This is a genomic window from Streptomyces paromomycinus (assembly GCF_003865155.1).
Classification (GTDB): domain Bacteria; phylum Actinomycetota; class Actinomycetes; order Streptomycetales; family Streptomycetaceae; genus Streptomyces; species Streptomyces chrestomyceticus.
Genome location: NZ_BHZD01000001.1, coordinates 9,386,012 through 9,412,378 on the forward strand (window position 1 = coordinate 9,386,012; position 26,367 = coordinate 9,412,378).

A 26,367-nucleotide genomic window follows, 5' to 3' on the forward strand; every position below is an offset into this window, starting at 1 on the left:
GTGGGCCGGGCTTCCCGGCTCAGCCCGGTCCGTCGTGTTCCATGGCGCGGTGGCGCAGCTTTTCGGCCAGCACCGCGGCCTGGACACGGCGGCCGACGCCGAGCTTCCCGAGGAGGGAGGAGATGCGGTTCTTGACGGTCTTCTCCGCCAGGTACAGCCGCCGGGCGATCTGCCCGTTGGTCAGGCCCTCGCCGATCAGTTCCAGGATCTCCCGCTCCCTGGGGGAGAGGCGGGCCAGTTCGGGCGGTACGGGGTCTTCGTCGCCGCGGACCCGGGCCATGACCCGTGCGGTGGCGCCCGGGTCGAGCAGGGAGGCGCCGGCCGCCACCGTCCGTACGGCGTTCACCAGGTCGGAGCCGTTGATCTGCTTGAGGACGTAGCCGGCCGCGCCCGCCATGATGGCGTCGAAGAGCGCTTCGTCGTCGTCGAAGGAGGTCAGCATCAGGCAGGCCAGCTCCGGCATACGGGCGCGCAGCTCACGGCACACCTCGATGCCCTCGTGGTCGCCCTCCGGGCTGCCGGAGCCGAGCCGTACGTCCAGGAGCGCGACGTGCGGGCGCAGGGCGGGTGCCCTGGCCAGGGCTTCGCGGCGGTCGGCGGCCTCGCCCACCACCTCGATGCCCGGTTCGCCGTCGAGCAGATCGCGGACGCCCCGGCGGACCATTTCGTGGTCGTCCAGCAGGAAGACGCGGATCGGGTCCGGGGTGGCTGGTGCGTGCATGAGGCATCGCTCCGTCCGTGAGCGTCGGCGGGCCGCTGCCGGCACCGGACCCGGACCGCTGGGTCAGAGGGCCCGGAGGCTCGGCGCGGCTCCGTTCCGATGGTGCTCCTTCCCGGACGGGGCCGACAGCAGGCGGTGCGCGATGTCCTTCGTCCATGCGTCGATTTCCGGCCAGTTCCGGTGGTCCCCGTAGTGACCGCCCATCGCTCGGAAGATCACGTGTCCGGGCAGGGAGGTGTGGGCCCGCTCGAAGGCGCCCGCCAGCAGCCGGTGGTCCTCGGGGGAGAGGAGGTCGCGTACGGCGGGCAGGGGGTCCGGATTCTGTGACCAGCGTTCGAGGGGGCCGCCGAAGACGCGCGCCAGCCCGACGCTGAACAGCCACAGGGGCCGCCGGGCGAGTTCGGGCGTGTAGCGGCGCAGGTACTCGGCGGCTGCGGGTATCCAGCGGCCGTTGTGGACGGCGCTGCCGAGGACGCAGGCGTCGTGGTCCGGGGCCGTGGCACGTTCGTCGGCCAGGTCCGTCAGGTCGGCCTGGAGGCCCTGTCCGGTCAGCGTGGCCGCGATGCGTTCGGCGATGCCGCGGGTGGCTCCATGTTCTCCCGCGTATCCGATGAACACGCGCATGGTTCCTCCTCGTCCGGCTGTCAGCAAATGCGGGGCAGCTGTTCGCCCAGCGGCATGTCGATAACGCGGTGGGAGCCGACGCGGGTGCGCAGCTCGACGCGTCCGGGGTGGGCGGCGGTCGTCCGGCCGATGCGCACCGCCGACTCTCCTTCGGGTACGCCGCGCATCGAGTCCAGGACGTCGCCCGCCTGGGCTTCCGGTACGTACGCGACCAGGCAGCCCTCGTTGGCGACGTGCAGGGGGTCGAGGCCGAGCAGGTCGCAGGCGGCGGTGACGGGGCCGGGGACGGGCAGGGCGGCTTCGTCGACCTCCGCCCCGGTGCCGGAGGCTTCGGCGATCTCGTTGAGGGCGGCGGCCAGTCCGCCGCGCGTCGGGTCACGCAGCGTGTGGAGGTCGTCGGCGAAGCGGGTCAGGGCCGCGACGAGGCGGTGCAGGGGACGGGAGTCGGAGGTGATGTCGGCCTCGAAGCCGAGACCCTCGCGGGTGCTGAGGACGGCGGTGCCGTGCAGGCCGATGGGGCCGGAGAGCAGGATCGCGTCGTGCGGCCGGGCACGTGCCGCCGAGGGATGCAGCGCGGGGATACGGCGGCCGATGCCGGTGGTGGTGATGAACAGGCGGTCGGCGGCGCCGCGTCCCACGACCTTCGTGTCCCCGGTGACCACCGGCACCTCCGCGTCGGCGGCGGCTTTGCCCAGCGATTCCACGACGGACCGCAGTTCGGCCAGCGGAAGCCCCTCTTCGATGATGAGGGACACCGCGAGCGCGGCCGGCGCGGCGCCGCGCATGGCGAGGTCGTTGACCGTGCCGTGTACGGCGAGGGAGCCGATGTCGCCGCCGGGGAAGAACAGGGGGCTGACGACGAAACTGTCGGTGCTGAGGACCGGCAGCCCCACGGGAGGCAGCGTCGCGGCGTCCTCCAGCGGGCCGGGTGGTGGCCCGAGTGCCGGGAGCAGCAGGGTGTCGAGGAGTTCCGCAGTGAGGCGGCCGCCGGCCCCGTGGCCGAGCAGGACTCGTTCGTCCTCATGCCGTGGTGTGGGGCACTGGTTCATCATGACGGGCTCCCTGTGGGGTGCGTCCGGCTGCGTGGTAGGCGGCGCAGGTGCCCTCGGCGGAGACCATGGGGGCGCCGAGGGGGGTGCGTGGGGTGCAGCGGGTGCCGTAGGCGGCGCAGTCGGTCGGCTCCCGGGCCCCGGTGAGGACGGCGCCCGCGATGCACTCCGGATGCTCGGCGGAGCGCACGTCTGTCACGCCGAAGCGGCGTGCGGCGTCGAAAGCGGCGTAGTCCGGAGTGAGTTCGAGTCCGCTGGCGGGGAGCGGTCCGATGCCGCGCCAGGTGCGGTCGGTGACCCGGAAGACCTCGGCCACGACCTGCTGTGCGTGGCGGTTCCCGGCGCGCCGGACCGCGCGCACGTACTGGTTCTCGACCACGTGGCGGCCTGCTTCGAGCTGTTCGACCGCCATCAGGACGCCTTCGAGGAGATCGAGCGGTTCGAAGCCGGTGACGACGACGGGCACGCGCCAGCGGGCGGCGATCGGCTCGTACTGTCTCCAACCCATCACGGCGCACACGTGCCCGGCGGCGAGGAAGGCTTGCACCTCGCAGTCCGGATCGGCCAGCAGCGCGGTCATGGCCGGGGGGACGAGGACATGGCTGACCAGGACGGAGAAGTTGGCCAGGCCCAGCCGGCGGGCGTGCAGGACGGCCATGGCGTTGGCAGGCGCGGTCGTTTCGAACCCGACGGCCAGGGAGACCACTTGGCGGTCGGATTCGGCGACAGCGATCCGTACGGCGTCCATCGGTGAGTACACGACCCGTACGTCCGCACCGCGCGCCCGTAGGGACAGCAGGTCGGTGTGCGTGCCGGGGACACGCAGCATGTCCCCGAAGCTGGTGAAGGTCACCTCGGGCCGGGCGGCGACGGCCATGGCCCGGTCCAGGGTCTCCAGCGGTGTCACGCAGACCGGGCACCCCGGCCCGTGGATCATGCGGATGCCGGCGGGCAGCAGCTCGTCGATGCCCTGGCGCACGAGGGTGTGGGTCTGGCCGCCGCAGACCTCCATGATGCGCCAGGGGCGGGTGGCGACCTGCTGGAGCCGGTCCAGCAGGCTGCGGGCCAGTTCGGGATCGCGGTACTCGTCCAGGTAGCGCATCACGGTTCCGTCGTGCCGGGGGCCGGTTCGCTGTGGGGCCCGTTCTGTTCCCAGGTGACATCGACGACACCCTCGACGGCGCGGCACAGCCGGGCCGCGACCGGGACGAACGAACCGTCGCGCACCCGCCCGCCCAGCCGCACCACGCCTTCCTGCACGGCAACGGTGACGTCCTGTCCGGGGAAGACCCGGTCGATCACCACCCGCCGTACCTCCTCGGCGATGTCGGAGTCGGAGCGCAGGAACACCTTGAGGAGGTCGCTGCGGCTGATCACGCCTTGCAGCAGTCCCTGGGCGTCGGTGACGGGCAGGCGTTTGACGTGCCGTACGGCCATGATGCGGGCGGCCTGGGGGAGGGCCGCGTCGGCGTGTACGCAGATGGCGGGTGCGGTCATCAGCTCGCCCGCGGTCAGGGCTCCGGCCTTGGCCAGGTCCTCCAGACGCCGGCGCTGCTCGAACCGTGAGGGGTCGCTGTCGCGGAATTCTTCCTTGGGCAGCAGGTCGGCCTCGGAGACGACGCCGATCACGCGGCCTTCGCCCGCCAGGACCGGCAGGGCGCTGACCTTCCACTGCTCCATCGTCTGGACGATCTCCTTGAACGACGCGTCGCGGCCGACGGCCACGACGGTGTGGGTCATCACGTCGCTCACGGTGTGCAGACCGTGCTCCTGCGGGGTGCCGAGGTCGGTCACGGGCATGGCGGGCTCCTTCGCGCGTGGTCGACGGTGAGGTCGAGGAAGTGGGCGGAACAGGAGATGCACGGGTCGTGGTTGCGGATGCCGCGCTCGCACAGGGCGGTCAGCTCCGCCTCGGTGTCCTGGGCGCCGGTGTCCAGGCGGGCCTGGACGAGACGCCGCAGATCCTCCTCGATCGCGCCCTGGTTCTGGGAGGTGGGCGGGACGAGCGTGGCGGCGGTGACGATGCCGTCGGCGTCGAGCGTGTAGCGGTGGTACAGCAGCCCGCGGGGCGCTTCCGTGGCGCCGTGGCCGGTCCCGGCGCGCGGTGGTACGTCCCTGTACGGGCAGGGCGGCGGCTCGTACGCGTCGATGATCCGCAGCGCCTCGTCGATCGCGTAGAGCGCCTCGACGGCCCGTACGACGATGCTGCGGAACGGATTGCGGCACACCTTCCCGGCCGCCGGATCGCCGAGCCCGCCCGCCCGCGCCGCCTCCTGGGCGAGCGGGGACAGCCAGCGCCCGTTGATGGCATAGCGGGCCAGCGAGCCGGTCAGGTAGCGCCCGCCGTCCAAAGTGGCCTGGAGGGCGGTGGAGTAGGGAACCTGCTCCTCGGCGACCTCGGACGGGAACGCGTACACGGGGAACTGGCGCAAGGGCAGGGGAGCGGCCGATGTGGACGGCAGCCCGTGGGTGTGCGGGGCGGCCATGACGGTCGGGGTGCCGGAGTCGATGGCGTAGCGGCCGGGTTCGGCGAGCGCCAGCAGGGTGTGGTCCAGCCCGGCGTCGGGGAAGTCGAAGCCCGCGACCCAGCACACGGTCTGCCACGCGTCGTCGAGGGCCCGGCGCAGCCGCTCGGCCAGCGGCTTCAGCTCGACGGCGGCCGGTACGCGGTGGAAGCCGCCGAGCCGGACGTTGACCGGATGGATGGCGCGCCCGCCGAGCTGTTCGAGGATGGCGTTGCCCGCCTGTTTGATGCGCAGGCCGCGCTCCACGTGGGCCCGCTGGGTGCGGGCGAGTTCCACGGCGCCGTCCACCCCAAGGAAGTCCGGCGCGTGCAGCAGGTGGATGTGCAGAATCTGACTCTCGATCCACTCACCGCAGTACAACAGCCGCCGCAGCGCCGCCAGTTGCCCGTCGACCGTCACTCCGCAGGCATCTTCGACGGCCCGGCAGGCGCTCATCTGGTAGGCGACCGGGCAGATGCCGCACACCCGCGCGGTGATGTCCGGCGGCTCGGTGTACGAGCGGCCGCGCAAGAACGCCTCGAAGAAGCGCGGCGGCTCGTAGATGCGCAGCTCGGCGCCGGTGACCGTACCGTCTTCGACCGTCAGGTGCAGCGCTCCCTCCCCCTCGACCCGGGCGAGCGAGCCGACGTGCAGCACGCGCGAGCCCCGGTGCGTCATGACGGCGCTCCCTTCACTCCGGCTCCCTCGGCGTCGGCTCCCTCCACCTCGGCGAAGGACGCGGCGTTGTACGTGCGCAGGGCGCGCCGTACGTCGTCCTCGCTCATGCCGTCCCGCCGCAGCAGCGGGATCAGCGCGGGCAGGTTGACCGAGCCGGACGGCCCGAAGCAGCCGTAGCAGCCGCGCCCGTACGCGGGGCAGATGGCGCCGCACCCGGCGTGGGTGACCGGGCCCAGGCACGGAGTGCCGTGAGCGACGGTCACGCACACGGTGCCGCGCCGCTTGCACGCGAAGCAGACGCTGTGGTTGGGCACGTCCGGCTTGCGGCCCGCCAGGAAGGCCGTGATCACTTCGAGGAGCTGGCCGCGGTCGATGGGGCAGCCGCGTAGCTCGAAGTCGACGGGGACGTGCGCGGAGACGGGGGTGGAGGTGGCGAGGGTGGCGATGTAGTCGGGGCGGGCGTAGACGGTGGCGCGGAACTCCTCCACGTCGGCGAAGTTGCGCAGCGCCTGGATGCCGCCGGCCGTGGCGCAGGCGCCGATGGTGACCAGGAAGCGCGCGGCGCCCCGGATCTCCCGTACCCGCCCGGCGTCCTGGGGCGTGGTGACCGACCCTTCCACGAGGGCGAGGTCGTACGGGCCGGGCCGGATCGCGCTGGACGCCTCCAGGAAGTGCGCGATGTCCACCCGCCCGGCCATGGCGAGGAGTTCGTCCTCGCAGTCGAGCAGCGTCAGCTGACAGCCGTCGCACGAGGCGAGCTTGAAGACGGCGAGCGTCGGGCGGGAACCGCCGCCGTGGGCAGGGTCGGGTCGCGGCGCGCGCATCTCACAGCTCCCTCACGGCCAGGAGGGGTTCGGCGCGGTCCCAGCCGGCGACCGGGCCGTCCCGGCACAGCAGGAGGGGGCCCAGCTGGCAGTGGCCGCAGTTGCCTTCGCCGCAGCGCATGGTGCGCTCCAGCGAGACCTGGATGCGGTGCGGCGCGACACCTGCCCGCATCAGGTCGCTCGCGGTGGCGTGAATCATGGGCTCGGGCCCGCAGACATAGGCACACGTCCCGTCGGGCGACCAGCCTCCGTCCCTCAGCAGCCGGGTCACCACTCCCACGTCCCCACGCCATCCCGCCTCCGGCCGGTCCACCGTCACGGCCACCCGGGCGGCCGCACTCCAGGACCGGGTCTGCAGCCGGTACAGGAGGTCGCTGGGCGTACGGGCCCCGATCAGGACACTGAGCCGCCCGTAGCGCCCGGGCTCGGCCAGTACCTCCAGAACCAGGGGCCGCAACGGCGCGAGCCCGATACCGCCCGCGATCACCAGGACGTCGCACCCCACGGCCTGCTCCAGGTCCCAGCCGACACCGTAGGGGCCACGCACCCCTACGGTGTCGCCCGCCTCGACCCCGTACAGCGCCCGGGACACCGCGCCGACCGCCCGCACGGTGTGCACCAGCGCCGGCTCGCCCAGCGGCAGCCCGGACACCGACACGGGAATCCCGCCCACTCCGAACGCGTAGAGCATCGCGAACTGCCCCGGACGGAAGGGCCGCAGCGCGGGTCCGCACGGAAGCAGCTTGAACGTGGCGGCATCCGCCGTCTCCGGGCACCTCCGCACGACGCGGTAGGGGAGGGGCGCGCCGCCTGGGGACACGGCCGCGGCGTTCATCGTGGCAGCCCGCTCCCGTACGGTCCGTACAGGTCCAGCAGCCGGGTACGGGCGCACTCCAGCCGGTGTCCGATGACCTCGGCCACCGCCAGCACCAGGGCGTGGCCCAGTTTCGGGTCCTCCCGGCACAGCCCGCGTACGGCCTCGGCCTCGAACTCCCAGGCCCGTACGGGACTCTGGGCCTCGGCGCCCAGATGCCAGTTGCGCGGCGGGAAGAGCCAGGACCAGCCCACCAGGTCACCTGGCCCCAGCGTCTCGATCACCGCGGCCCGGCGGCCCGGGACATGGAGGTCCAGCACGACGCTGCCGGTACGGACGATCCAGAACCGGTCGGCGGCGCGGCGCTCCTCGAAGAGCCGCGCGCCCGCCGGGAAGGACACCTCGCGGGCCGGCCCCATCAGCCGGTCACGCTGGTCGTCGGTGAGGGCGTCCAGCTGACACAGCATGGTCCTCAGTCCTGTCCTGGTGGTCATGACGGTGCCTCCTCGTCGGTGGTTCGCGAGCCCCGGGTCTCGGCGTGCAGGGCGGCGGCCTCCTCGGTGATGTCGATGCCGACCGGGCACCACACGATGCAGCGGCCGCAGCCGACGCAGCCCGACTCTCCGAACTGGTCGTGCCAGGTGCCGAGCTTGTGGGTGAGCCACTGCCGGTAGCGGCTGCGCGCGGACGCGCGGACCGGGCCGCCGTGCAGGTGGCTGAAGTCCAGGTCGAAACAGGAGTCCCAACGCTGCCACCGCTCCGCGTGGTCACCCGTCAGATCGGTGACGTCCTCGGTGGTGGTGCAGAAGCAGGTCGGGCACACCATCGTGCAGTTGCCGCACGTCAGACACCGTGACGCGACATCGTCCCAGCGGGCGGCGTCGAGCGAGCCGGCCATCAGGGTGTGCAGGTCGACCGGCGGCATGGCGCGTTCCATGTGCTGTGCCGCCGTGGTGACGGCTTGCCGGGCGACGGCTCGGGTGGCCGGGTCACACGTACGGCGGGGGAGCCGGGCGAGTACGCGCTCGCCGGCCCGGCTTCCCGCCCGGGCCCGGAAGCGGTGCCCGTCCTCGTCCAGCACCTCTGTCAGCGCCAGGTCGTACGCGGCCGGACCGTCCTCCCCGACGCCCGGCCCCGCGCCCATCGACGTGCAGAAGCAGGTGGCGCCGGGGTCGGTGCACTCCACGGCGACGATGAACGTACGGTCGCGGCGGCGCCGGTAGGCGGTGTCCGCGTGCGGGCCCCCGCCCAGCACGCGGTCCTGGATCGCGATGGCCCGCAGGTCGCACGGCCGTACCCCCAGGAACGCGTACGCGGGCGGCTCGCCCTCCTCCTCACGGAAGGCGAGCCGGCCCCGCGCGTCCCGGTCCACCGTCCACAGGCGTTCGCGCTGCGGATGCAGGTACGCCTTCCAGGACTGCGGACCGGCGCTGTGGGCGAAGATCATCGGATCCGCGCGCCGCACCAGCCGGTACCGCCCGGCCGTCAGCTCCACGCCGCAGCCGTGCGGCAGCTCGTCCGCCGAGGAGATCTCGGTGAGGACGATCGCGCCGTCGCGGAGGGCCGGTCCGACGACGGTACGGTCCTCGGCGAGGACATCGACCAGCGTGGCCAGCCCCTCCGACGCGGAGATCACCGCTTCCGGTACAGCTGCGCTGTGGGACATCGGTGCCTCCTCGGCAGCGTCCCGTGGGTCCGTGTCCTCATCGTCGGCCGGAGAACTCCGGCCGGGAGGGGGCCGAACGGCCCTGGCAGGCGCCGCCCGGCCCGAGAGGGACCGGCGGTGCGCCGAGCGGGCGGGGCGCCGCAGTAGTGCTGCACTTCGCTCCCGTCCCTCAGTGCTGCACTTCGCTCCCGTCCCTCCCTCCTCTCGCGAGCGATCGGTTCCCCGGCCCTTCCGACGCTGCGGAGCTCGGCCCGTACGGCCCTGGTGGCACAGGCCGGACGGGTCCAGGCTGTGCGCGACACGGGAAGGCCCACCCCCAGTTCCGGAGGCACACATGTCCCCCGCGCCCGACCTCACCGACGACGAACTCCAGGCGCTCGACGCCCACTGGCGCGCCGCCAACTACCTCGCCGTCGGCCAGATCTATCTGATGGGCAACCCCCTGCTCGCCGAACCCCTGCGGCCCGAGCACGTCAAACCCCGGCTGCTCGGCCACTGGGGCACCTCACCCGGCCTCAACCTCGTCCACACGCACCTCAACCGGATCATCAAGGGCCGGGACCTGGACGCGCTGTGTGTCTGGGGGCCGGGCCACGGCGGGCCCGCGGTGCTGGCCAACTCCTGGCTGGAAGGCAGCTACACCGACACCTACCCGGACATCGGCCGGGACACCGCCGGTATGGCCCGGCTGTTCCGGCAGTTCTCCTTCCCCGGCGGCGTGCCCAGCCACGTCGCGCCCGAGACACCCGGCTCCATCCACGAAGGCGGCGAGCTGGGTTACTCCCTCGCACACGCCTACGGCGCCGCCTTCGACAACCCTGACCTCCTCGTCACCTGCGTCATCGGCGACGGCGAGGCCGAGACCGGCCCGCTCGCGGCGTCCTGGCACTCCACCAAGTTCCTCGACCCGGTGCACGACGGCGCGGTGCTGCCGGTCCTGCACCTGAACGGCTACAAGATCGCCAACCCGACCGTGCTGTCCCGGCTGCCCGAACCAGAACTCGACGCGCTGCTGCGGGGATACGGTCACGAGCCGGTCTTCGTCACCGGTGACGACCCTTTGCCCGTCCACCGTGCCATGGCAGCCGCCATGGACACCGCCGTGGACCGCATCACCGCGATCCAGCGCGCGGCCCGCGACGGAAGCACCGCCGAGCGCGCCGCCTGGCCCATGATCGTGCTGCGCACCCCCAAAGGCTGGACCGGCCCCGCCGAAGTCGACGGCCTCCCCGTCGAAGGCACCTGGCGCGCCCACCAGGTCCCGCTGGCCGCCGTCCGCGACCACCCCGACCACCTGCGGCAACTGGAAGAATGGCTGCGCTCGTACCACCCGGAGGAGCTCTTCGACGCGGACGGTCATCCCCGGCCGCAGGTGCTGGCGTGCGTACCCGAAGGGCGGCGCAGGCTCGGTGCGACCCCGCACGCCAACGGCGGCCTGCTGCTGCGCGGCCTGCCGGTGCCGGCCCTGGAGCGCTTCGCGGTCCCGGTCGACAAGCCCGGCGCGACCCTCCACGAACCCACCCGCGTTCTGGGACACCTGCTGCAAAAAGTCATGGCGGACACCGCCGGCCGCCGCGACTTCCGTATCGTCGGCCCCGACGAGACCGCCTCCAACCGGCTGCAAGCGGTGTTCGAAGCCAGCGGCAAGGCATGGCAGGCGGCGACGGCCGACACCGACGAGCACCTGGACCGGCACGGCCGCGTCCTGGAGATCCTGTCCGAGCACACGTGCCAGGGCTGGCTGGAGGGCTACCTCCTCACCGGCCGCCACGGTCTGTTCTCCTGCTACGAGGCGTTCGTCCACATCGTCGATTCCATGGTCAACCAGCACATCAAATGGCTGCGGGTGACCCGTCGCCTGCCCTGGCGCCGCCCCATCGCCTCCCTCAACTACCTCCTCACCTCCCATGTCTGGCGCCAGGACCACAACGGCTTCTCGCACCAGGACCCCGGCTTCATCGACCACGTCCTCAACAAGAGTCCCGAAGTCGTCCGCGTCTACCTGCCGCCGGACACCAACACCCTGCTCTCGGTCGCCGAACACGTCCTGCACAGCCGCGACTACGTCAACGTCGTGGTCGCCGGCAAACAGCCCTGCTTCGACTGGCTGAGCCTGGACGCGGCCCGCGCCCACTGTGCCCGCGGTGCCGGGATGTGGGAATGGGCGGGCACCGACGACGGCACCCGCGAGCCGGACGTGGTCCTGGCCTGCGCGGGTGACGTCCCCACCCAGGAAGTCCTGGCCGCCGCCGGGCTGTTGCGGCAGTACCTGCCGGAGCTGTCCGTACGCGTCGTCAACGTCGTCGACCTGGCGCGGCTGCTGCCGAAGGAGGAACACCCGCACGGCATGTCCGACGCGGAGTACGACGCCCTGTTCACCACCGACAAGCCGGTCATCTTCGCCTACCACGGCTATCCCTGGCTCATCCACCGCCTCGCCTACCGCCGCGCCGGCCACGCCCACCTGCACGTACGCGGCTACAAGGAGATCGGCACCACCACGACCCCCTTCGACATGGTCGTCACCAACGACCTCGACCGCTACCGCCTGGTCATGGACGTCATCGACCGCGTCCCCGGACTGGCCGTCCGGGCCGCCGCAGTCCGGCAGACGATGGAGGACGCCCGCACCCGCCACCGTGCCTGGATCCGCGAGTGCGGCACGGACCTGCCGGAGGTCGCCGACTGGTGCTGGACCGAATGACGCCGGCCGGACAGCGCTGCCGGGCGGGACAACGGTGGGAGGTGTCAGAGCAGGGGCGCATTGCGGCGGCTCGCTGCTCCGCCGCGCGTCCTGAAGGGGCGGCTGACGGGTGACGTCCCGGGACACCTGACCCTGGACGTCCCGCCCCGTCCTGCTCTGCGGCGCAGACGCTACGCAGCGGCCTGCGGAGTCATCGACTCGGGGTGGAACTGCTCGACGCGGTCGCGCCTGGTGTACATGTTCCAGTAGTGCTCTGCGAGGTCGTCCGGGTCGGCAACCGGGAAGTGCGGACCGTCGGCCGACTCGAAGGCGGACTGGGCCGCGGCGGCCACCTCACTGCGGGCGATCAGGGACGCGATGGTCAGGGCGCCGGCGTAGATGCCCGTGTCAGCCAGTTCGGCGTGGAGGGAGTACAGATAGTTACGGGTGGCGGACATCACCGGGCCCAGGCCGCTGAGCCGGGGCATCGGCTGCGCCGCCGAGTAGCCCTGAGCCAGCAGGAAGGCACCCTCGCCACGCTCGGTCCACTCCGGCAGTACGGCCCGGACCACCTCGACCGGGGTGAACAGCAGCAGCGGGGTCAGCCGCTCCAGAGTGGCCGCGTCCAGCTCGGCGGCCGGGGTGAAGCCCTGGTCGCCGCTGATCGGCCCGTACGCGACCACGTCGATCCGGCCGAAGCGGTCACGGATCGCCTCGACGAGCGCGGGCACCTCGGCGGGCTGGGAAAGATCGGCGGAGAACGCCACCGCCTCGATGCCTTCACCGGCGAGCAGCTCGACGAGGGCGTCCAGCCGGTCCTTGCGGCGGGCCACCAACGCGACCCGGAAACCCTCGCGCCCGAAGCGACGGGCCACGGACACCCCCAGACCGGTACCGGCACCGAAAACGGCGATCACTTTGGACACAGGACTGCTCCTTGCCGTGACAACGTTCTTGACCCGGGGGTCAACTTGCTCGCCGACGGTAACATGTGAGTTGACCCAGGGGTCAAGTTGATTCCGCGGTGAATGCGATCATGGAGGCACGCAATGCCGGAGCCGGGAGGAACGACCTGATGCGGGCCGACGCGCAACGAAACGCGGAGAAACTGCGGGCAGCCGCCGCCGAGCTCTTCCAGGAGCGCGGCCTCAAGGTGCCCCTGAAGGAAATCGCCCGCCGGGCCGGTGTCAGCCATGGCACGCTCTACAACCTCTTCGGCACCCGCGAGGCCCTCATCGACGAAGTGGTGGCCGGCCTCGCCGCGGACCGGCTCGGCGAAGCCGCCGAGCGCGCCCTGTCCTTCGAGGATGCCGGGGAGGGGTTCGCGTACTACGTCGAAAAGGTCTGTGAACTGCAGGCCACCGATCCCGCGGTCGCCGACGTCGTCAGCGGATGCTTTCCGGCTGCCGAGTGCCTGATGGCCATCTGTGGCCGGGCGCAGGACGCCGCCGCGCGGATCATCGAGCGGGCCCGGCTGGCCGGCGCTGTCCGCCCGGACTTCACCGGCGAGGACCTCCTGCTGTTCTTCGGCACCAGCGCTCTGCTCGCTCGTGCCGTCGCGGACACTGCGCCGGACGCCTGGCGCCGCCAAGTCGCCTTCCTGCTCGACGGACTGAGCGCGGAATCGGCGCAAGGGTCGCTTTCCGTCGCCCCGCCGACCCCGCAGCAGATGTACGAAGTGATGGGCAGGCTCGCCGGCGCGTCGTAGCAGGAGCGGCAGGAGCGGCAGGAGTGGACGCTCCTGGGGGGAGCAGCAGTCCGGATCGTGGCTGCCTCCCCGGCTCGCCCGGCAGCAGCTTCCCCGGCCCGGTGGGGTCGTAGACGCCGGACAGGGGCCCGGCGGGCATCTCCAGAACGAGGCCGTTGGCGGTGATGGGTGGAATCAGCCACTCTATGATCATTTTTGGCCAGTTCCAGGCTCTCGCCCCCGCCCCCGTGGCCGCTACGTTCACCCCTTGACCGCACACACACGACCAGGGGGAAAGGGCAACGATGCGCCCCACAGGACCCGTCAGCCGCACCGGCAGATCACTCATGGCGGTGACCGCTGCGGCGGCCGCCTGGGCGGTCACCGCCGTGGGCCTCGCCGCCTCGCCGGCTGCCGCAGCGCCCACCACCACGACGGCGCAGACGCCCGCGCCCGGCGACGCCTGTACGGCGGCCGACCTCGGCACACGCCACCCGTACATCAAGTCCACCGAAGTGTCCCCGACGATCACCCACTTCAAGGGCTGGTACGTCACCGAGGGCACAACCGGCACCCAGACCGTCACCACCACCACCGAGACGACCGTCACGGTCTCCGTCGGCCTCAGCGGCAAAATCGAGGGTGGTTTCGGCACCGAGGCCCTCGGCAAGGTCGGCACGAGCCTGGGCTATGACGTGAAGGTCGACTACACCTCCACCAACACCGAGTCGAATGCGGTCACGTGGAACTTCAGCCAGCCCGGCTACTACGGCGCCTACAAGGGCACCAAGAAGGTCACCGGCACGTACGTGAGCCTCAACTGCAACCGCGTCCAACAGGGCGACGGCAGGTGGGCGTTGAAGTGGGTCGAGGGGCCCGACGGAGGCAACTTCACCACCTACACCACCCTTGAGGAAGGCGCGGTGCGCTGCCAGGACCAAGTGCCCGCGGGCAGCATCATGGCCAAGGCGCAAAGCCTCCTCGACTGCGGCTCGGCCGCCGCGAAGGCCGAGCGTCCGGCGGGCGCGGTGGCGCCGGCAAAGAAGCAGACGCGGGACCGCCTCGCGCAGCCCCCGGCGCACGCCGGCGGTACGTCCGCTGAACAGCCCAAGGCCACCACCGGGCGTAGCGCGCGGGCCGCTCTCGACTGCCAAGCCCAGGTCTACAAGATCGCCGTACCCGGCAAGCCCCTGTCCTGGGGCGCGCCGGTCCTGGCGGCCGACGGCGTCCGCCTGCGTCCCTCGTCGATCTTCAGCGCCCACCTGGACAACTGGCGTCTGTGCAACGTGACGGAGCGCAACGGGGTCCTTGAGGCGTCCCTGTGGAACTGGGGCAACGGCGGGTGCGCGACCATCGCCGCGCAGAACGCGGCCACCGAACGGGCGGTCCTGCAGACGGTCACCTGCGCGGAGGACGACCTCCAGCGGTTCTACATCTACCGCGACGTACCCGGCAGCTCGAAGATCGGTGTGCAGAACAAGTACACCGGCTCCATGATGGGCCACGACCGGTACGCGGACGGGGAGTTCATCCGCCAGTACTCCAGTGGCAGGCAGGACGGCACGGGTACGTACACCCTGGTCGGAGTCTGACGGCCCACACCCGGTGAGCGGCCCCGCACGTGTACTCCCGGCTTTCCGGGTCCGTGCGGGGCCCTCCCGTCAGCGGGGCATCAGGCGATCAGCACGTCAGCCGGCGGCGACGTGGTCGTACGGCGTGTGTTCCGCGGCCTCCGCGCTTCTGTCAGGGCGTCGGCACCCGCAGCCGGCTCCGGTGAGATCCGTCCAGTTCCGGCTGCCCGCAGGTAGCCCTGTCGTATGTCACTTCGGCGGCGTGGGTAAATTGGCCGCTGGGGAGACGAGGGCCGCAGGCGGGGGGACTGGTACGTGGGCTGGCGCGACGAGATCGCTACGGCGCTCGGCGAGTGGATCAACGTGGAAGGCGGTGCGGGCAAGCAGCCGCGCTGGCAGCGCATCGGCCGGGCGGCCCGCACCGGGGGTGCGGGGCAGTACGCTGTCGATCTTCGTGGCTCCGACATCGGTCCCGATCAGCTCGGAGGAGACAGGCATCGTCACGCCCTACCGAGTCCAGTCCGACGCCACTCTGGAGGCACTGCGGGACGTGGAAGGCCCGGGAGGGGGCGCGTCGGCAGAGGTCGGAACCGCGCACAGGTTCCAGGGCCGGGAGTTCGACATCGTCGTCTTCGACACGGTGGAAGGCGGGGCGGGCAGCCGCGAGCTGTGGATGGCCTGCGCCCACCTCCAGCCGGCGGCGAGCAGCTGGCCCCGGGACGGCGTCCGTCTCTTCAACGTGGCCGTCACCCGGGTCAAGACGCGTCTGTACATCATCGCCAGCGGCGAACGCGTCAAGAACGCGAAACCGGGGACGGCCCTGGCGCACCTCGCGGCACTCGTCGGCAGTCGGCGTGGTGTGCGGGTCCTCCAAGCCAAGTCCTTGATCACCCCGCCGACCGCGCCGCCCGCGTGCCGTGGGGAGTTCGGCACCGCGCTCGCCGAGGTGCTGAGCCGGCACGTCGAGGTGACGGAGATCGACGATGAACGCGACTTCTTCCGCACGTTCACCGAGGAGATCCGGCACGCACGGCACTCCTAAGCCGGCCAACCAGAAACTCATCGCCGACCTGCGGACCATCGTGGATGTGGTCGTACCGATGAACGTCATGCACCAGAAGATCGCGGTCATCGACGAGCGGATGGTCATGCTCGGCAGCCTCAACGTCCTCTCGCAGAGGTGGACCCGTGAAGTCATGCTGACGATGCGGGGTGCGCACTTCGCCCGGAAGCTGCTGGAACACGAGCATGCGGCGGTCTTTGCCGCTCCGCTCCGCCCCGCTGCGGGCGGTGCGGCGGGGCGGAGATCGAGATCCGCCGCAGGCAGAATGGCACCTGGGTCTGGCGCTGTTATGCCCTGGCCTGTAAGACCACACCCAAGGGCGGGACCAACGCGTGGACCCAGGATGTCCGTTTGAGGAGCCGTTTCATCAGGTGACGCGTGAGGCTGCAGCCGATGGCGGTGACGGGCGAGGACGCGCTCGGGGTTCCCGGCAGGGGCAGGCCGTTGCGGTCGACGATGAGGTGCATCTTGGCAGGACAACGTCAGGTCGATGCCCTCGATCTCGCCGAGCCACTGTTCCTCCTCTGCTCGCCGCCCGCGCCTCATGATCCGGTCCTGCTCCACTTCCCCCAGGCGCGGAACCATCTTCGGGTTGATCTACAGCATCGGGCAGCGGAGGCACGCTTCTGCGAATTTGCCGGGAAGGCCGGCCGAACGCTCCCGGGCGCGGTGTGATCATGTGTTGTCGGATCTGATGTCCGCGCTCAGGGCTTGCACGGCGTCATGGTAGTGATTCCGGTCGAAGCGAAATGGACCGAACGCCGTGTAGTCGCGTTCCATGCGGTAGGGCTGCTGGAAGGAGTCCCAGATCACGAATTCGTCTGTCACCGTGATGCGGGCCATGAGCGGCCAGCAGTTCAATTCGCCGCATCCACAGCCGAGCAGGGAAGTCGTTCCCAGCACGTCGGCGGACCGTCCATGGAAGTAGTCTTCCATCGGACCGAGCCGGAAAAGCTGCGGGAAAATACCGCCGTAGGCATCGCCTGCGGGCTGCATCCCGGTTTCCGTCTCGAACCTGTCGATCAGGTCGGTGAGCGGTATTCCGTCGATGGATGGGACGACCTCGAGCGCGTCGCGTTGCCATAATCGTCGCGGCGCTGACAGTCGAACTGGATCTCATTGCTGGTCCTTCCCTGATTGTCCCAGAGCCGTCCTTCCCTCCTGGAATCCCGGTCATGCGGTGACGAAGGTCGTCACGCTCCGAGCGGGAAGCATGGCGGTGAAAGAGCCGTTCGACAGGCCGTCGGTGCCCTGAAGAGCGACGTTCCGGCTCGCGTCGGTCAGCCAGGACGAGACGCGGGACGCGGTGCCGCGCTTCAGGGTGAACTGTTGGCTCACCGGAGACGTTGTCTTGTTGGTGGCGACGACAACGACGGAGCTGCTGCCCCGGTACGCTGAGACGTAGACGTTCGGCGCCGGGGTCGCCGTCGCCTCGATCCGTACGTATCCGGGACGGACGAACCTGGCGAAGTGCGCCATGCAGGCGCCTCGCTTGCTGAGGTGGCCGTCTTCGCGCAGGAGACCGTAGCTGCGGCGGATGTACCACCAGACGTATGCCTGGAATTCGGCGTCCACCATGGCGTGGTGGAGGTGCTCGGCCACGTCGAGGGCCTGCGGCCAGAGGTCCGCCGAACTGGTGCTGTCCGGATGGTAGACCTCGGTCATCCAGAGTTCTTTGCCCGCGCCCTTCTGCTTGAAGAGGGGGTAGGGAAAGTTCCTGACAGGCGTGCCGTAGAGGTGGGTGCCGATGATGTCCACGTTGGCGAGCGCCGCGGGGTCGTCGAGGATCGGGTCCGAGACGGTCTTCGTGTAGTTGAAGGATTCGGGGGCGATGACCCGGGTGCCGAGGGAGCCTGCGTTCTCCCGCAGGAACCGGACCAGCTCGCCGGGGGTCCACCACGTCCAGTCGTGTGCGTAATCGGGCTCGTTCTGCACGGATATGCCGTACAGGTTGACTCCGTGGTTGCGCAGGAAACCGTTGAAGTCGTTCAGGTGCCGGGCATAAGCGCCGTACATGTCGTGCCGGAGGCGCCTTGCGTCGGTCCGGCTGCCGTGGACGAAGGTCTCCACCATGTGGGCGGGCGGATTCCACGGTGACGCGAACACGGCCGCTCCCAGCTCGGCCGCGCGTCGCGCCGTCGCCACATCGCGGCTCCAGTCCGCCCGGTTCTCCGGAACGGGAAGGCGCAGGACGGACAGTCCCAGCCGGCCCTCGCCGGTGCCGAACGCCGTGTCCCGCTGGGCGGCTGTCAGATCGCCGATCCAGGCCGCGTGCGTCATGCCGCCGAAGCCCCGGATCGTCTGCCGCCGCGCCGCGGGGTCGACGAACGCCGTGGTGGGGGCCGCGGTCCTCGAAGTGCCCTTGGCCGATGCCGATGCCGTGGTCGTGAGGACCGGCAGGGCCCCCATCGCCGCCAGGACGGTTCTCCGGCCCGGCGGCCTGCGCTCGCAGCTCTCGGGTTCGTGCGTGTCGTGCGTCACGTCGTCTCCTTCTTCGGTTCGTTGATTGCGGTCCGGGGCACCCTCGCGAAGGTTGCCGGCGGAAGGCATTAGGTTGCCGAGCGAGTCGTGAGCCAGGGAAAGTGGCTGGATCGAGAGGGCTGACCGGCCGTGGAGCACTCCCTGAAATGCGTCGCGAGATCTTGCGGCAAGCGCCGGCCGGCGGGGCAGGCCGTCAGGGAAGCGGGGCGCCCCGCGCGGTGGTCCACAGCTCTTGACGGCCCACTGCGCCAGGCCGGCCACCCAGCGACTTGCAGAGCGAGTACGCCCGCGGGTCGGCCGCTCCGTCATAGCGGCCGAGCAGCAGCGGGAGAGGTGAGTCGACCATGCCCTGGAAGGGCAGTGCGGACGCCAGCGCTTTGAGTGGTCCCGGCATCAGGGCGAGGGGGCCGGCTGCCCGGCGACCCTGATCCGGCCGTCCCCGGCCGACGCGGCGCGTACCCCGGGCAGCCCCCGCTGCATGATGTCCGCGCAGGCGCGCTCGGAGGCCGTCGCGTCCCGGTGGTCGAACAGGACGGACCGCAGGCCGGCGGTCCGCAGCAGGCCCCGGATGCTGCCCTGGCGCACCACCCGCCCCGCCCCACGACCGGGGCGCTGTCGCAGATCGCGGCGATGTCCAGCAGTTCCCGGTACAGGGCGAGAATGCGGCGGTACACCGGGGCGAGGATCTCGTAGACGCGGTGCAGGATGCGGAAGGAGCCCGGGACGGACAGGCCCCACCAGAGCTGACTGCGCCGGCCGAAGACGACGCCGATCTCATGGGGTTGGCCTTCCGGTGCCGGTACGGCTCGATGCCGCGAACCAGGCAGTGCCCGCTGGTCGGTGTCATGATGCCGGTGAGCATCTTGATGGTGGTGGACTTGCCCGCCCTGTTGGCGCCGATGTACGCCGCCCTGGGGCCGACCGGGATCGTGAAGGACACCCCGTCGACCGCGCGGACGGTCCGGACGCACGGGCGGGCGGGCTGACGAGACGTACAACATCGGGGCATCGGGGCGGCAACTCCCTGAACAATCTCGACCTCGCGCACCGCCTGCTGAGGCGGTGCGGTGCGGGTCCCGACCGCATAGCGCACGTCAAGGACCGCAAGGGCCACGACCGCCGGACGCGGTGGACCACAGCAAGATCACCGCAGAGCTGGGATGCCTGTCGCGTGTCGGCTTCGAGCGGACGCTGACCGCCACGCGGACTGGTACCGCAACCACCGATCCTGGTGTGAGCCCTTGTCCGCGGCCGCCTGAGGGGGCTGTACGGCGGCAGGGGAGGGGGCGTCGGACACTCCGGCCCGGTCGGCCGGGCGCGTTGGGGACATACCTGCTGCCATCCCCACGACCGCGGGCCGGAGTGCGTTGAAGGTAACACCGCTGAAACATTTGCGAAAGAGTTTGCGGGCTCGCATTTCGCCCTCTGCCTCGGCGAACTGTGCGTCTGACGCGAAGGGTTGACCAAGGGTGAGTGGCGCCGTACGGTCTCGACCGCAAAAACTTGCTGCAAAAATCAGTCCGCCTTGTCCGGCATGGCGCGTTGCTCATCGAGGCTCCCCCGCCCCCTCAGACTGGAGCCCACCATGGCCAGAAAGACCGTGGCCGCAGCACTCGCCCTAGCGGCGGGAGCTGCTGCGGCCGTCACGGCACCGACGTCGGCACAAGCCGATGCGCCCGGCGGCAAGGACGTCACGGCGGTGATGTTCGAGAGGAGCTTCTCCTCCGTGGCGAAAGCGTGCACGGAGGAGCTGGGTCCCGACGGATACGGGTACGTCCAGATCTCCCCGCCCAACGAGCACCTGGCGGGCAGCCCCTGGTACACGGCCTACCAGCCCGTCAGTTACAAGATCGGCACCAAGCTGGGCGACCGCTCGGACCTCAAAAGCATGATCGACACCTGTCACGCGGCAGGCGTCAAGGTCGTCGCCGACACGGTGATCAACCACATGGCGAACGCCTCCGGCACCGGCTCCGCGGGCTCGCCCTTCAGCAAGTACGACTACCCCGGCACCTACTCCGGCGCCGACCTGGACACCTGCCGGAAGAAGATCGTCGACTACCGGGACCGCTGGGAATCCCAGAACTGCGAAATGGGCGGCCTGCCCGACCTGGACACCGGCGAGGAACACGTCCGCAAGACGATCGCGGGCTACCTGAACGACCTGCTCTCCCTCGGCGTCGACGGCTTCCGTGTCGACGCCGCCAAGCACATCCCGCAGAACGACCTCGCCGACATCAAGTCCCGGCTCACCGACCCCGGTGTCTACTGGAAGCAGGAGACCATCGGGGCCCCGGGCGAGGACGTCCAGCCTTCCGAGTACTACACCACCGGAGACGTCCAGGAGTTCACCTACGCCTACGATCTCAAACGGGTCTTCACCAAGGAGAAGCTCGCGGCGCTGAAGAACTTCGGTGAGGGCTGGAACTACCTCCGCAGCGACAAGGCGTCCGTGTTCGTCACCAACCACGACACCGAACGCAACGGCGGCAGTCTCAACTACAAGGACGGTGCCGACTACACCCTCGCCCACGTCTTCATGCTGGCCTGGCCGTACGGTTCCCCCGACGTCCACTCCGGCTACGAGTTCACCGACCACGACTCCGGCGGCCCGGACAACGGCCGCGCCGAAGCCTGTTACCAGAACGGCTGGAAGTGCCAGCACGCCTGGCGCGAGATCGCGAGCATGGTCAAGTTCCGCAACACCGCAGCCGGCGCACCGGTGACCCACTGGTGGGACAACGGCAACAACCAGATCGCCTTCGGGCGCGGCGACAAGGCGTACGTCGCCGTCAACCACGAAGACGCCCCGCTCACCCGCACCTTCCAGACCTCCCTGCCCGCCGGCGGTTACTGCGACGTGCAGACCGGCAAGGGCGTCACGGTCGATTCCTCCGGACGGTTCACCGCGACCCTGGGCGCCGACACGGCCCTCGCCCTGCACGCGGGAGCGAAGAAGTGCGACAACAGCTCCCCGACCGAACCCCCGCCGGCCGCCGGAGCGTCCTTCCACGTCAAGGCCAACACCCAGTGGGGGCAGAACGTCTACGTCGTCGGCGACAACGCCGCACTGGGCAACTGGAACACCTCCAAGGCCCTCAAGCTGGACCCCGCGAGCTACCCCACCTGGAAGCTCGACGTGAAGCTGCCCGCGGGGACATCGATCGCGTACAAGTACCTCCGCAAGGACGCGACGGGCCACGTCACCTGGGAGGGCGGAGCCAACCGCAGGACCACCGTCCCCTCCGGCCCCGGGATCAAGCTGAACGACACCTGGCGCGACTGACAGCCGTCCAGCCCGACGCACTCTGACCGCCGCCGACGGACGGCGGCCGCCGAGAACGACCGCCCGGCCCCCGGCGCCGGGCGGTCCGTGCCTCGCTGTCCGGCGGCAACCCACCCGCGCCCGTCTCCGAGACACCGAGAGAGCGAGACACCGAGACACCGAGAAGAGGCGTCACATGCCCGGGAGCCGCGCCTGCCCCACGCCGGCACTCGGTGGAGTCTTCGGCCTGGACCTTGCCATGTCGGCGGCGACCTGGCTGGACGAGACCACCGTCGTACGGCGGGAAACCGGAGCCGGAGTCGCCGGCCAGGGTGGCTGCGCCTGATCCCGCCCCGGCTGACCGACGCCCAACGGACGGCCCACCCCGGTACACCGGTCACCAGGCATGCACGATCGACCCACGGGACCGCCACCGGGCCACCGAGGCCCGGGCGAGCCGCCAGGTGATCGCCACCCAGTGGGGACAGGGCGGAGCTCTGCTCGGTGCGACCGGTGTTCGTCCGCTCCAGCAGCGAGAGCGGTGCGATGCCCGGTACGAGCTTGCAGTTCTCGTCGGCCCTTCTCAGGGGCGAACCGGGCACCCGTACCCAGGAGTTCCTGTGCGACGTGGCATGTCGATCGCCTGTGCTCGGCGGTGCCTCGACCGCACCGTCCTGCCGTGGCCGTACCGCGACGACAACACCCACTGAAGGCCGGCAGGAGGTGAGCGGTGTATCCGAGCCCCCGATATTGCGCCATTCATCACCCTGCCAAGAGGACGGAAAATGCCCGACACCCGATTCGACGCCCCTCGCCCGGCTGCGGAAGGACTTCGCATCACACCCCGGGGACGAACCCTCACAGAGAACCTGCCGTTCGGCCACCGACTGCTGAAAGGTTGCCGTGTTCTGCGACATTGTCGGAATCCGGTGGACGCTGCTCGGCGGTGGTATCGAATGTCTCCCGCCGAGACCCGTCGCCAGGAAGGACGTATTGCCGTGCGGCCACGTACATTCGCTCCCGCCGCGAGCACTCGGTCCCACGCGTACGCCGCTGCCGACTTCCACGTGAAAAACGGCCGGCTCATCGGGAAGGGCGCGCGACTCCGCAGAACACGCATGCCAATGTCTCGGGCAGCCGTGTCCGGCTTCGGGACACGCCGGTACGACCTCAGGCGCGCACCGTACCGCCGCTTCATTCCTGCCACTTCGCCACTCAGGCAGCACTACGACTTCAGGAGAGAATATGGCTACAGGTCACAGCACACACCGGCGGGCACTGTGGCGTCGGCGACGAAGCGTGGTCGGGACCGTGGTCACGGCGCTGCTCGCCGGTCTGTGTATCGCCTTGACCACGACAACGGCGTCGGCTGCCTCGGTGGACACCAACGCCTGGTACGTCCTGGTCAACCGCAACAGCGGCAAAGCGCTGGATGTCACCGACCGGGACACCGACAACGGAGTCGGGCTCCAGCAATACACCCGCAATGACGGCGCCTGGCAGCAGTGGCGCTTCATCGACTCCGGGAACGGCTATTACCGGTTGCGGTCCCGTTTCACCGGCAAGGTCCTCGACGTGGCGGGCCGGTCGACGGCCGACGGTGCCCGGATACAGCAGTGGGACGACACGAAGGCGTCCAGCCAGCAGTTCCGCCTGGCGGACTCCGCGGACGGGTACCAGCGCCTGATCAACCGCAACAGCGCAAAGGCCGTCGAGGCCGCAGGCGCTTCCACGGCCGACGGGGCCGCCGTCAACCAGTACACCGACCGGGGCGGGGCCGGTCAGCAGTGGCAGCTGGTGAAGGCCGGGACCACCGCGAATTCCCTGCCCGCCGCCTTCTCATGGGTGTCGACCGGTGTGCTGGCGGGGCCGCGGTCGGACGCGTCGCACCGGCTCGTGTCGATCAAGGACTTCTCGGTCGTCCGGTACAAGGGGAAATACCACGTCTACGCCACGACGGCGAACACGGCCGGGAAATGGAGCCTGGCGTACTTCAGCTTCGACAAGTGGGTGAACGCCGCCTCCGCCACCCAGCATTACCTGGACTCCTCGCCCATCGGTACCCGTTACGCGGCCGCGCCCCAGGTCTTCTACTTCGCCCCGCAGAAGCTCTGGTACATGGTTTACCAGACCGGCCCGCCCACCTACTCCACGACGACCGACCCCGCCGACCCCTCCTCCTGGTCCGCCCCCAAGCCCTTCATCGCCTCGGAACCCGACGTGGTAACGCAGAACAAGGGAAAGGGGCGATGGATCGACTTCTGGACCATCTGCGACACCGCGAACTGTTACCTGTTCTTCAGTGACGACAACGGGCACCTCTACCGCGCCCGGACCACACTCGCCAATTTCCCCAACGGCTTCGGCGACACCACCATCGTGCTCTCCGATTCCCGGCCCAAGCTCTTCGAGGCGTCGAACATCTACAAGGTGTCCGGTACCAACCAGTACCTGCTGCTGGTCGAGGCCATGGGAGCGGGCGGCCGTTACTTCCGCTCCTGGACGTCCACCAGCCTGACCGGGCCCTGGACCCCGCTCGCGTCCACCGAGAGCGCCCCGTTCGCGGGCAAGGCCAATGTCTCCTTCAACGGGCCCGCCTGGACCGCCGACATCAGCCACGGCGAGCTGGTCCGCTCGGACAACGACCAGAACCTGACCGTCGACCCCTGCCACCTCCAGTACGTCTACCAAGGGCGCCCCCCGCATTCCGACGGCGAGTACTCACAGCTGCCCTATCGCATGGGGCTGCTCACCCAGGCCAACTCCACCTGCTAGGCCGAACCCGTCTTGCGCCCTCACCGAAAAGGAGAAACCCCGGACGTGAACACGAGCTCCCACTCCCGAAATCGTGCAGGCCACCGCTTCGGCCTGCTGCTCAAAGGCATCTGTATGCCGGTACTGGCGACTGTGTTGTGCCTGTTCCTGCCCGGCACCGCCAGCGCCGACACCGTCACGACGAACCGGACCGGCATGGACGGCGGCTACTACTACTCGTTCTGGACCGACCGTTCGGGATCAGTCTCCATGAACCTGGCGTCCGGCGGCAGTTACAGCACATCCTGGAAAAACACCGGTAATTTCGTCGCAGGCAAGGGCTGGGAAACCGGAGGACGCAAGAGCGTCACCTATTCCGGCAGTTTTCACCCGTCCGGCAACGCTTATCTGGCGCTCTACGGGTGGAGCACCAACCCCCTCGTCGAGTACTACATCGTCGACAACTGGGGCACCTACCGGCCCACCGGCAGCTACAAGGGCACGGTGACCAGCGACGGCGGCACCTACGACATCTATCGGACGACCCGCGTCGACGCCCCCTCCATCGAAGGACCGAAGACGACGTTCGACCAGTACTGGAGCGTCCGGCGGTCGAAGCGTACGGGCGGCACCATCACCACCGGCAACCACTTCGACGCCTGGGCGCGCCACGGGATGCGCCTTGGCACCTTCCATTACATGATCATGGCGACGGAGGGATACCGGAGCAGCGGAAGCTCGAACATCACCGTGACCGCATCCCCTTCCGTTGGTGGAAACGTCTAGCTGCACAGCGACATTGCACGGGCTGCCATGGTGAAAACTGCCAGGGCAAGCAGGTGGGACGGGGAAGGCATCGAGTGGCTCCGAGTGGCTCCGAGTGGCTCCGAGGTGAGGAAAGGCACGAGAAAACCATCTCGTCACCACGGCCGGCCCCGGGCACATACCCGTCCCACCGCGCTGGGCTGCGTCCGGCTGGACGAACGGGCAACCGGTGGGCACCTCGCGCTTCTCGACGTTGGCGAGGAAGACGTCCCCTTACCCCTCGGTCGGCGTTCGGTAGTCGTCGCTGGGCCGGGTGGCCTGGCGACGGGCGATGAAGGCGCGGTGGGTCTCGATCGGCTCGGCTGCGTAGATCGCTGGTGGCGGAGTCGGTCAGGGGAGCTGCCCGAGAGCCCCTGGTCACTGTCCCTGTGCGTGTGGGGCCGCCGGGGCGAGGAGAGCGGACAGGGCGTCCTGAAGATCTTCGATCTGGCGGCAGTGAAGTGCGGTCATCCCTGCCTCGCGGGCGGCGATGACGTTGGCGGCGGTGTCGTCGATGAACAGGCAGCGCTGGACCGGGGCCCCGACTCGCTCGGCGGCGATGAGGTAGACACGCGGATCGGGTTTCGCGATACCGATGCGGGAGGTGTTCACCACGGTGTCGGCGAGGTCGTTCAAGCCTTGCCGCGCGAGATCGGACTCCAGTCGCGTGGTCGCGTTGGAGACCAGGGCGATGGGCGCGACTTCACGGACCCGGGTGAGCAGGGTCACCACCTCTTGATCGACACGTGGCGTGAGTTCGGACCAGGCGGTGACGATGTTCCGGGCGCGGTCCATCGATCCACACACCTCGGCGAGGTCCGCGGCCACAGCCGAGCGCCATTGTTCATCGGTGACCTCCCCGGTGATCGCGGGCTGCAGGCGGGAGGGCGCGAAGGCGGCAGCCGCGATGGTGCCCGCTGGGAGTCCGTGGACATGGTCCAGGTCAGTGGGTCCGGGAGCGGGCCAGTGCCGAAGCACGCCGTCGATGTCGCAGAGCACGGCGTCGTAGCGGCGGACAGTCATGCTCGGGACTCCTTGGTGGTGTTCGTGCAGCCGTAGACCGATCTGGCTGTCACTGAAGGGGCAGCCTGGCTGTCTGCCGGGGGAGAAGCCAGGGAGCGTCAAGGGTGCCGATCTTGGCATGCCGCGTCGGGTGGCAACGAGCTCGCGGAGCCCTCG

24 protein-coding genes and 2 pseudogenes are annotated in these 26,367 nt (G+C 70.0%); 9 read left to right on the forward strand and 17 right to left on the reverse strand.

The window, feature by feature from the left end:
* Positions 1-19: 19 nt before the first annotated feature.
* From OEIGOIKO_RS39855 to OEIGOIKO_RS39900, 10 genes are all read right to left on the reverse strand, one after another.
* Entirely contained in the window at positions 20-721 is a 702-nt protein-coding gene (locus OEIGOIKO_RS39855; protein WP_125058146.1) for a response regulator, read from the reverse strand.
* 63 nt (positions 722-784) lie between these two features.
* Positions 785-1,345: a flavodoxin domain-containing protein gene (locus tag OEIGOIKO_RS39860; protein ID WP_125058147.1), complete on the reverse strand. Its 561-nt coding sequence runs from the start codon at positions 1,343-1,345 to the stop codon at positions 785-787.
* Positions 1,346-1,365: 20 nt separating this feature from the next.
* Positions 1,366-2,397: a hydrogenase expression/formation protein HypE gene (hypE, locus tag OEIGOIKO_RS39865; RefSeq protein ID WP_125058148.1), complete on the reverse strand. Its 1,032-nt coding sequence runs from the start codon at positions 2,395-2,397 to the stop codon at positions 1,366-1,368.
* Positions 2,366-3,496 (reverse strand): hydrogenase formation protein HypD, encoded by a 1,131-nt coding sequence (gene hypD / locus OEIGOIKO_RS39870; RefSeq protein ID WP_125058149.1) that lies wholly within the window; start codon positions 3,494-3,496, stop codon positions 2,366-2,368. Before hypD ends, hypE begins: the two co-directional genes overlap by 32 nt.
* The gene (locus OEIGOIKO_RS39875) at positions 3,496-4,194 is read right to left on the reverse strand and encodes a CBS domain-containing protein (protein ID WP_125058150.1); all 699 of its coding nucleotides are present in this window, start codon (positions 4,192-4,194) and stop codon (positions 3,496-3,498) included. The genes hypD and OEIGOIKO_RS39875 overlap by 1 nt, the downstream gene beginning before the upstream one ends.
* On the reverse strand, positions 4,185-5,576 hold the full coding sequence (locus OEIGOIKO_RS39880; RefSeq protein WP_125058151.1) for a Ni/Fe hydrogenase subunit alpha: 1,392 nt from the start codon (positions 5,574-5,576) through the stop codon (positions 4,185-4,187). The genes OEIGOIKO_RS39875 and OEIGOIKO_RS39880 overlap by 10 nt, the downstream gene beginning before the upstream one ends.
* Positions 5,573-6,400: an NADH-quinone oxidoreductase subunit B family protein gene (locus OEIGOIKO_RS39885; RefSeq protein WP_125058152.1), complete on the reverse strand. Its 828-nt coding sequence runs from the start codon at positions 6,398-6,400 to the stop codon at positions 5,573-5,575. Before OEIGOIKO_RS39885 ends, OEIGOIKO_RS39880 begins: the two co-directional genes overlap by 4 nt.
* 1 nt (position 6,401) lies before the next feature.
* Entirely contained in the window at positions 6,402-7,235 is an 834-nt protein-coding gene (locus OEIGOIKO_RS39890) for an FAD/NAD(P)-binding protein (protein WP_125058153.1), read from the reverse strand.
* Positions 7,232-7,708 carry a Crp/Fnr family transcriptional regulator gene (locus tag OEIGOIKO_RS39895; protein WP_125058154.1) on the reverse strand — a complete coding sequence of 159 codons (477 nt, stop codon included), beginning with the start codon at positions 7,706-7,708 and terminating at the stop codon, positions 7,232-7,234. The genes OEIGOIKO_RS39890 and OEIGOIKO_RS39895 overlap by 4 nt, the downstream gene beginning before the upstream one ends.
* The gene (locus tag OEIGOIKO_RS39900) at positions 7,705-8,880 is read right to left on the reverse strand and encodes a 4Fe-4S dicluster domain-containing protein (protein WP_125058155.1); all 1,176 of its coding nucleotides are present in this window, start codon (positions 8,878-8,880) and stop codon (positions 7,705-7,707) included. Before OEIGOIKO_RS39900 ends, OEIGOIKO_RS39895 begins: the two co-directional genes overlap by 4 nt.
* Before the next feature lie 334 nt (positions 8,881-9,214).
* On the opposite strand from OEIGOIKO_RS39900, the gene OEIGOIKO_RS39905 reads away from it, so the two are divergent.
* Positions 9,215-11,584 carry a phosphoketolase family protein gene (locus tag OEIGOIKO_RS39905; protein WP_125058156.1) on the forward strand — a complete coding sequence of 790 codons (2,370 nt, stop codon included), beginning with the start codon at positions 9,215-9,217 and terminating at the stop codon, positions 11,582-11,584.
* 170 nt (positions 11,585-11,754) lie between these two features.
* On the opposite strand, the gene OEIGOIKO_RS39910 is transcribed toward OEIGOIKO_RS39905, so the two are convergent.
* Complete coding sequence (locus OEIGOIKO_RS39910; RefSeq protein ID WP_125058157.1) at positions 11,755-12,489, reverse strand: SDR family NAD(P)-dependent oxidoreductase; 735 nt, start codon at positions 12,487-12,489, stop codon at positions 11,755-11,757.
* Positions 12,490-12,638: 149 nt separating this feature from the next.
* Between OEIGOIKO_RS39910 and OEIGOIKO_RS39915 the strand changes: the two genes are divergently transcribed.
* The 4 genes from OEIGOIKO_RS39915 (at position 12,639) to OEIGOIKO_RS43395 (ending at position 16,239) form a co-directional block, all read left to right on the forward strand.
* A complete protein-coding gene (locus OEIGOIKO_RS39915; protein ID WP_125058158.1) occupies positions 12,639-13,271 on the forward strand; it encodes a TetR/AcrR family transcriptional regulator in 633 nt (210 codons plus the stop codon).
* 284 nt (positions 13,272-13,555) lie between these two features.
* Positions 13,556-14,842, forward strand: a complete 1,287-nt coding sequence (locus tag OEIGOIKO_RS39925; protein WP_125058159.1) for a hypothetical protein — start codon at positions 13,556-13,558, stop codon at positions 14,840-14,842.
* A 433-nt stretch (positions 14,843-15,275) separates the two neighbouring features.
* Positions 15,276-15,863 (forward strand): AAA domain-containing protein, encoded by a 588-nt coding sequence (locus OEIGOIKO_RS43390; protein ID WP_246177895.1) that lies wholly within the window; start codon positions 15,276-15,278, stop codon positions 15,861-15,863.
* Positions 15,805-16,239 (forward strand): phospholipase D-like domain-containing protein, encoded by a 435-nt coding sequence (locus tag OEIGOIKO_RS43395; protein ID WP_246177896.1) that lies wholly within the window; start codon positions 15,805-15,807, stop codon positions 16,237-16,239. Before OEIGOIKO_RS43390 ends, OEIGOIKO_RS43395 begins: the two co-directional genes overlap by 59 nt.
* A gap of 320 nt (positions 16,240-16,559) precedes the next feature.
* Here OEIGOIKO_RS43395 and OEIGOIKO_RS39940 read toward each other — a convergent pair whose 3' ends face one another.
* From OEIGOIKO_RS39940 to OEIGOIKO_RS44045, 5 genes and pseudogenes are all read right to left on the reverse strand, one after another.
* Complete coding sequence (locus tag OEIGOIKO_RS39940) at positions 16,560-16,880, reverse strand: hypothetical protein (RefSeq protein WP_246177897.1); 321 nt, start codon at positions 16,878-16,880, stop codon at positions 16,560-16,562.
* Between the two features lie 177 nt (positions 16,881-17,057).
* Positions 17,058-18,293 carry a glucuronoarabinoxylan endo-1,4-beta-xylanase XynC gene (gene xynC / locus OEIGOIKO_RS39945; RefSeq protein WP_170252102.1) on the reverse strand — a complete coding sequence of 412 codons (1,236 nt, stop codon included), beginning with the start codon at positions 18,291-18,293 and terminating at the stop codon, positions 17,058-17,060.
* 265 nt (positions 18,294-18,558) lie between these two features.
* A complete protein-coding gene (locus OEIGOIKO_RS43400) occupies positions 18,559-18,759 on the reverse strand; it encodes a hypothetical protein (protein WP_125058161.1) in 201 nt (66 codons plus the stop codon).
* On the reverse strand, positions 18,759-18,950 hold the full coding sequence (locus OEIGOIKO_RS43405) for a hypothetical protein (protein WP_246177899.1): 192 nt from the start codon (positions 18,948-18,950) through the stop codon (positions 18,759-18,761). The genes OEIGOIKO_RS43400 and OEIGOIKO_RS43405 overlap by 1 nt, the downstream gene beginning before the upstream one ends.
* A 256-nt stretch (positions 18,951-19,206) precedes the next feature.
* Positions 19,207-19,374, reverse strand: a pseudogene (locus OEIGOIKO_RS44045) (ATP-binding cassette domain-containing protein); the annotation flags it as partial.
* A gap of 576 nt (positions 19,375-19,950) precedes the next feature.
* Here OEIGOIKO_RS44045 and OEIGOIKO_RS39965 point away from each other — a divergent pair.
* The 4 genes and pseudogenes from OEIGOIKO_RS39965 to OEIGOIKO_RS39975 all read left to right on the forward strand — a co-directional run.
* Positions 19,951-21,651 (forward strand): carbohydrate-binding module family 20 domain-containing protein, encoded by a 1,701-nt coding sequence (locus tag OEIGOIKO_RS39965; protein ID WP_125058162.1) that lies wholly within the window; start codon positions 19,951-19,953, stop codon positions 21,649-21,651.
* Between the two features lie 175 nt (positions 21,652-21,826).
* Complete coding sequence (locus OEIGOIKO_RS41995; RefSeq protein WP_170251992.1) at positions 21,827-21,976, forward strand: hypothetical protein; 150 nt, start codon at positions 21,827-21,829, stop codon at positions 21,974-21,976.
* 1,001 nt (positions 21,977-22,977) lie between these two features.
* Positions 22,978-24,405 carry a non-reducing end alpha-L-arabinofuranosidase family hydrolase gene (locus tag OEIGOIKO_RS39970; RefSeq protein ID WP_246177901.1) on the forward strand — a complete coding sequence of 476 codons (1,428 nt, stop codon included), beginning with the start codon at positions 22,978-22,980 and terminating at the stop codon, positions 24,403-24,405.
* Between the two features lie 114 nt (positions 24,406-24,519).
* Positions 24,520-25,161, forward strand: a pseudogene (locus tag OEIGOIKO_RS39975) (glycoside hydrolase family 11 protein); the annotation flags it as partial.
* Positions 25,162-25,566: 405 nt separating this feature from the next.
* Here the strand turns inward: OEIGOIKO_RS39975 and OEIGOIKO_RS39980 are convergent.
* Positions 25,567-26,211 carry an HAD family hydrolase gene (locus OEIGOIKO_RS39980; protein ID WP_125058164.1) on the reverse strand — a complete coding sequence of 215 codons (645 nt, stop codon included), beginning with the start codon at positions 26,209-26,211 and terminating at the stop codon, positions 25,567-25,569.
* Positions 26,212-26,367 lie beyond the last annotated feature (156 nt).

Coding starts and splice junctions, on each gene's coding strand:
- OEIGOIKO_RS39900 (WP_125058155.1), bottom strand. CDS start 8,880: ATGTCCCACAGCGCAGCTGTACCGGAAGCGGTGATCTCCGCGTCGGAG.
- OEIGOIKO_RS39890 (WP_125058153.1), bottom strand. CDS start 7,235: ATGAACGCCGCGGCCGTGTCCCCAGGCGGCGCGCCCCTCCCCTACCGC.
- OEIGOIKO_RS43395 (WP_246177896.1), top strand. CDS start 15,805: ATGAACGCGACTTCTTCCGCACGTTCACCGAGGAGATCCGGCACGCAC.
- OEIGOIKO_RS39885 (WP_125058152.1), bottom strand. CDS start 6,400: ATGCGCGCGCCGCGACCCGACCCTGCCCACGGCGGCGGTTCCCGCCCG.
- xynC (WP_170252102.1), bottom strand. CDS start 18,293: ATGGGGGCCCTGCCGGTCCTCACGACCACGGCATCGGCATCGGCCAAG.
- OEIGOIKO_RS39980 (WP_125058164.1), bottom strand. CDS start 26,211: ATGACTGTCCGCCGCTACGACGCCGTGCTCTGCGACATCGACGGCGTG.
- OEIGOIKO_RS39895 (WP_125058154.1), bottom strand. CDS start 7,708: ATGACCACCAGGACAGGACTGAGGACCATGCTGTGTCAGCTGGACGCC.
- hypD (WP_125058149.1), bottom strand. CDS start 3,496: ATGCGCTACCTGGACGAGTACCGCGATCCCGAACTGGCCCGCAGCCTG.
- OEIGOIKO_RS39915 (WP_125058158.1), top strand. CDS start 12,639: ATGCGGGCCGACGCGCAACGAAACGCGGAGAAACTGCGGGCAGCCGCC.
- OEIGOIKO_RS39860 (WP_125058147.1), bottom strand. CDS start 1,345: ATGCGCGTGTTCATCGGATACGCGGGAGAACATGGAGCCACCCGCGGC.
- OEIGOIKO_RS39925 (WP_125058159.1), top strand. CDS start 13,556: ATGCGCCCCACAGGACCCGTCAGCCGCACCGGCAGATCACTCATGGCG.
- OEIGOIKO_RS39855 (WP_125058146.1), bottom strand. CDS start 721: ATGCACGCACCAGCCACCCCGGACCCGATCCGCGTCTTCCTGCTGGAC.
- OEIGOIKO_RS39965 (WP_125058162.1), top strand. CDS start 19,951: ATGGCCAGAAAGACCGTGGCCGCAGCACTCGCCCTAGCGGCGGGAGCT.
- OEIGOIKO_RS43400 (WP_125058161.1), bottom strand. CDS start 18,759: ATGCCGGGACCACTCAAAGCGCTGGCGTCCGCACTGCCCTTCCAGGGC.
- OEIGOIKO_RS39940 (WP_246177897.1), bottom strand. CDS start 16,880: ATGCAGCCCGCAGGCGATGCCTACGGCGGTATTTTCCCGCAGCTTTTC.
- OEIGOIKO_RS39905 (WP_125058156.1), top strand. CDS start 9,215: ATGTCCCCCGCGCCCGACCTCACCGACGACGAACTCCAGGCGCTCGAC.
- OEIGOIKO_RS39880 (WP_125058151.1), bottom strand. CDS start 5,576: ATGACGCACCGGGGCTCGCGCGTGCTGCACGTCGGCTCGCTCGCCCGG.
- hypE (WP_125058148.1), bottom strand. CDS start 2,397: ATGATGAACCAGTGCCCCACACCACGGCATGAGGACGAACGAGTCCTG.
- OEIGOIKO_RS39875 (WP_125058150.1), bottom strand. CDS start 4,194: ATGCCCGTGACCGACCTCGGCACCCCGCAGGAGCACGGTCTGCACACC.
- OEIGOIKO_RS41995 (WP_170251992.1), top strand. CDS start 21,827: ATGCCCGGGAGCCGCGCCTGCCCCACGCCGGCACTCGGTGGAGTCTTC.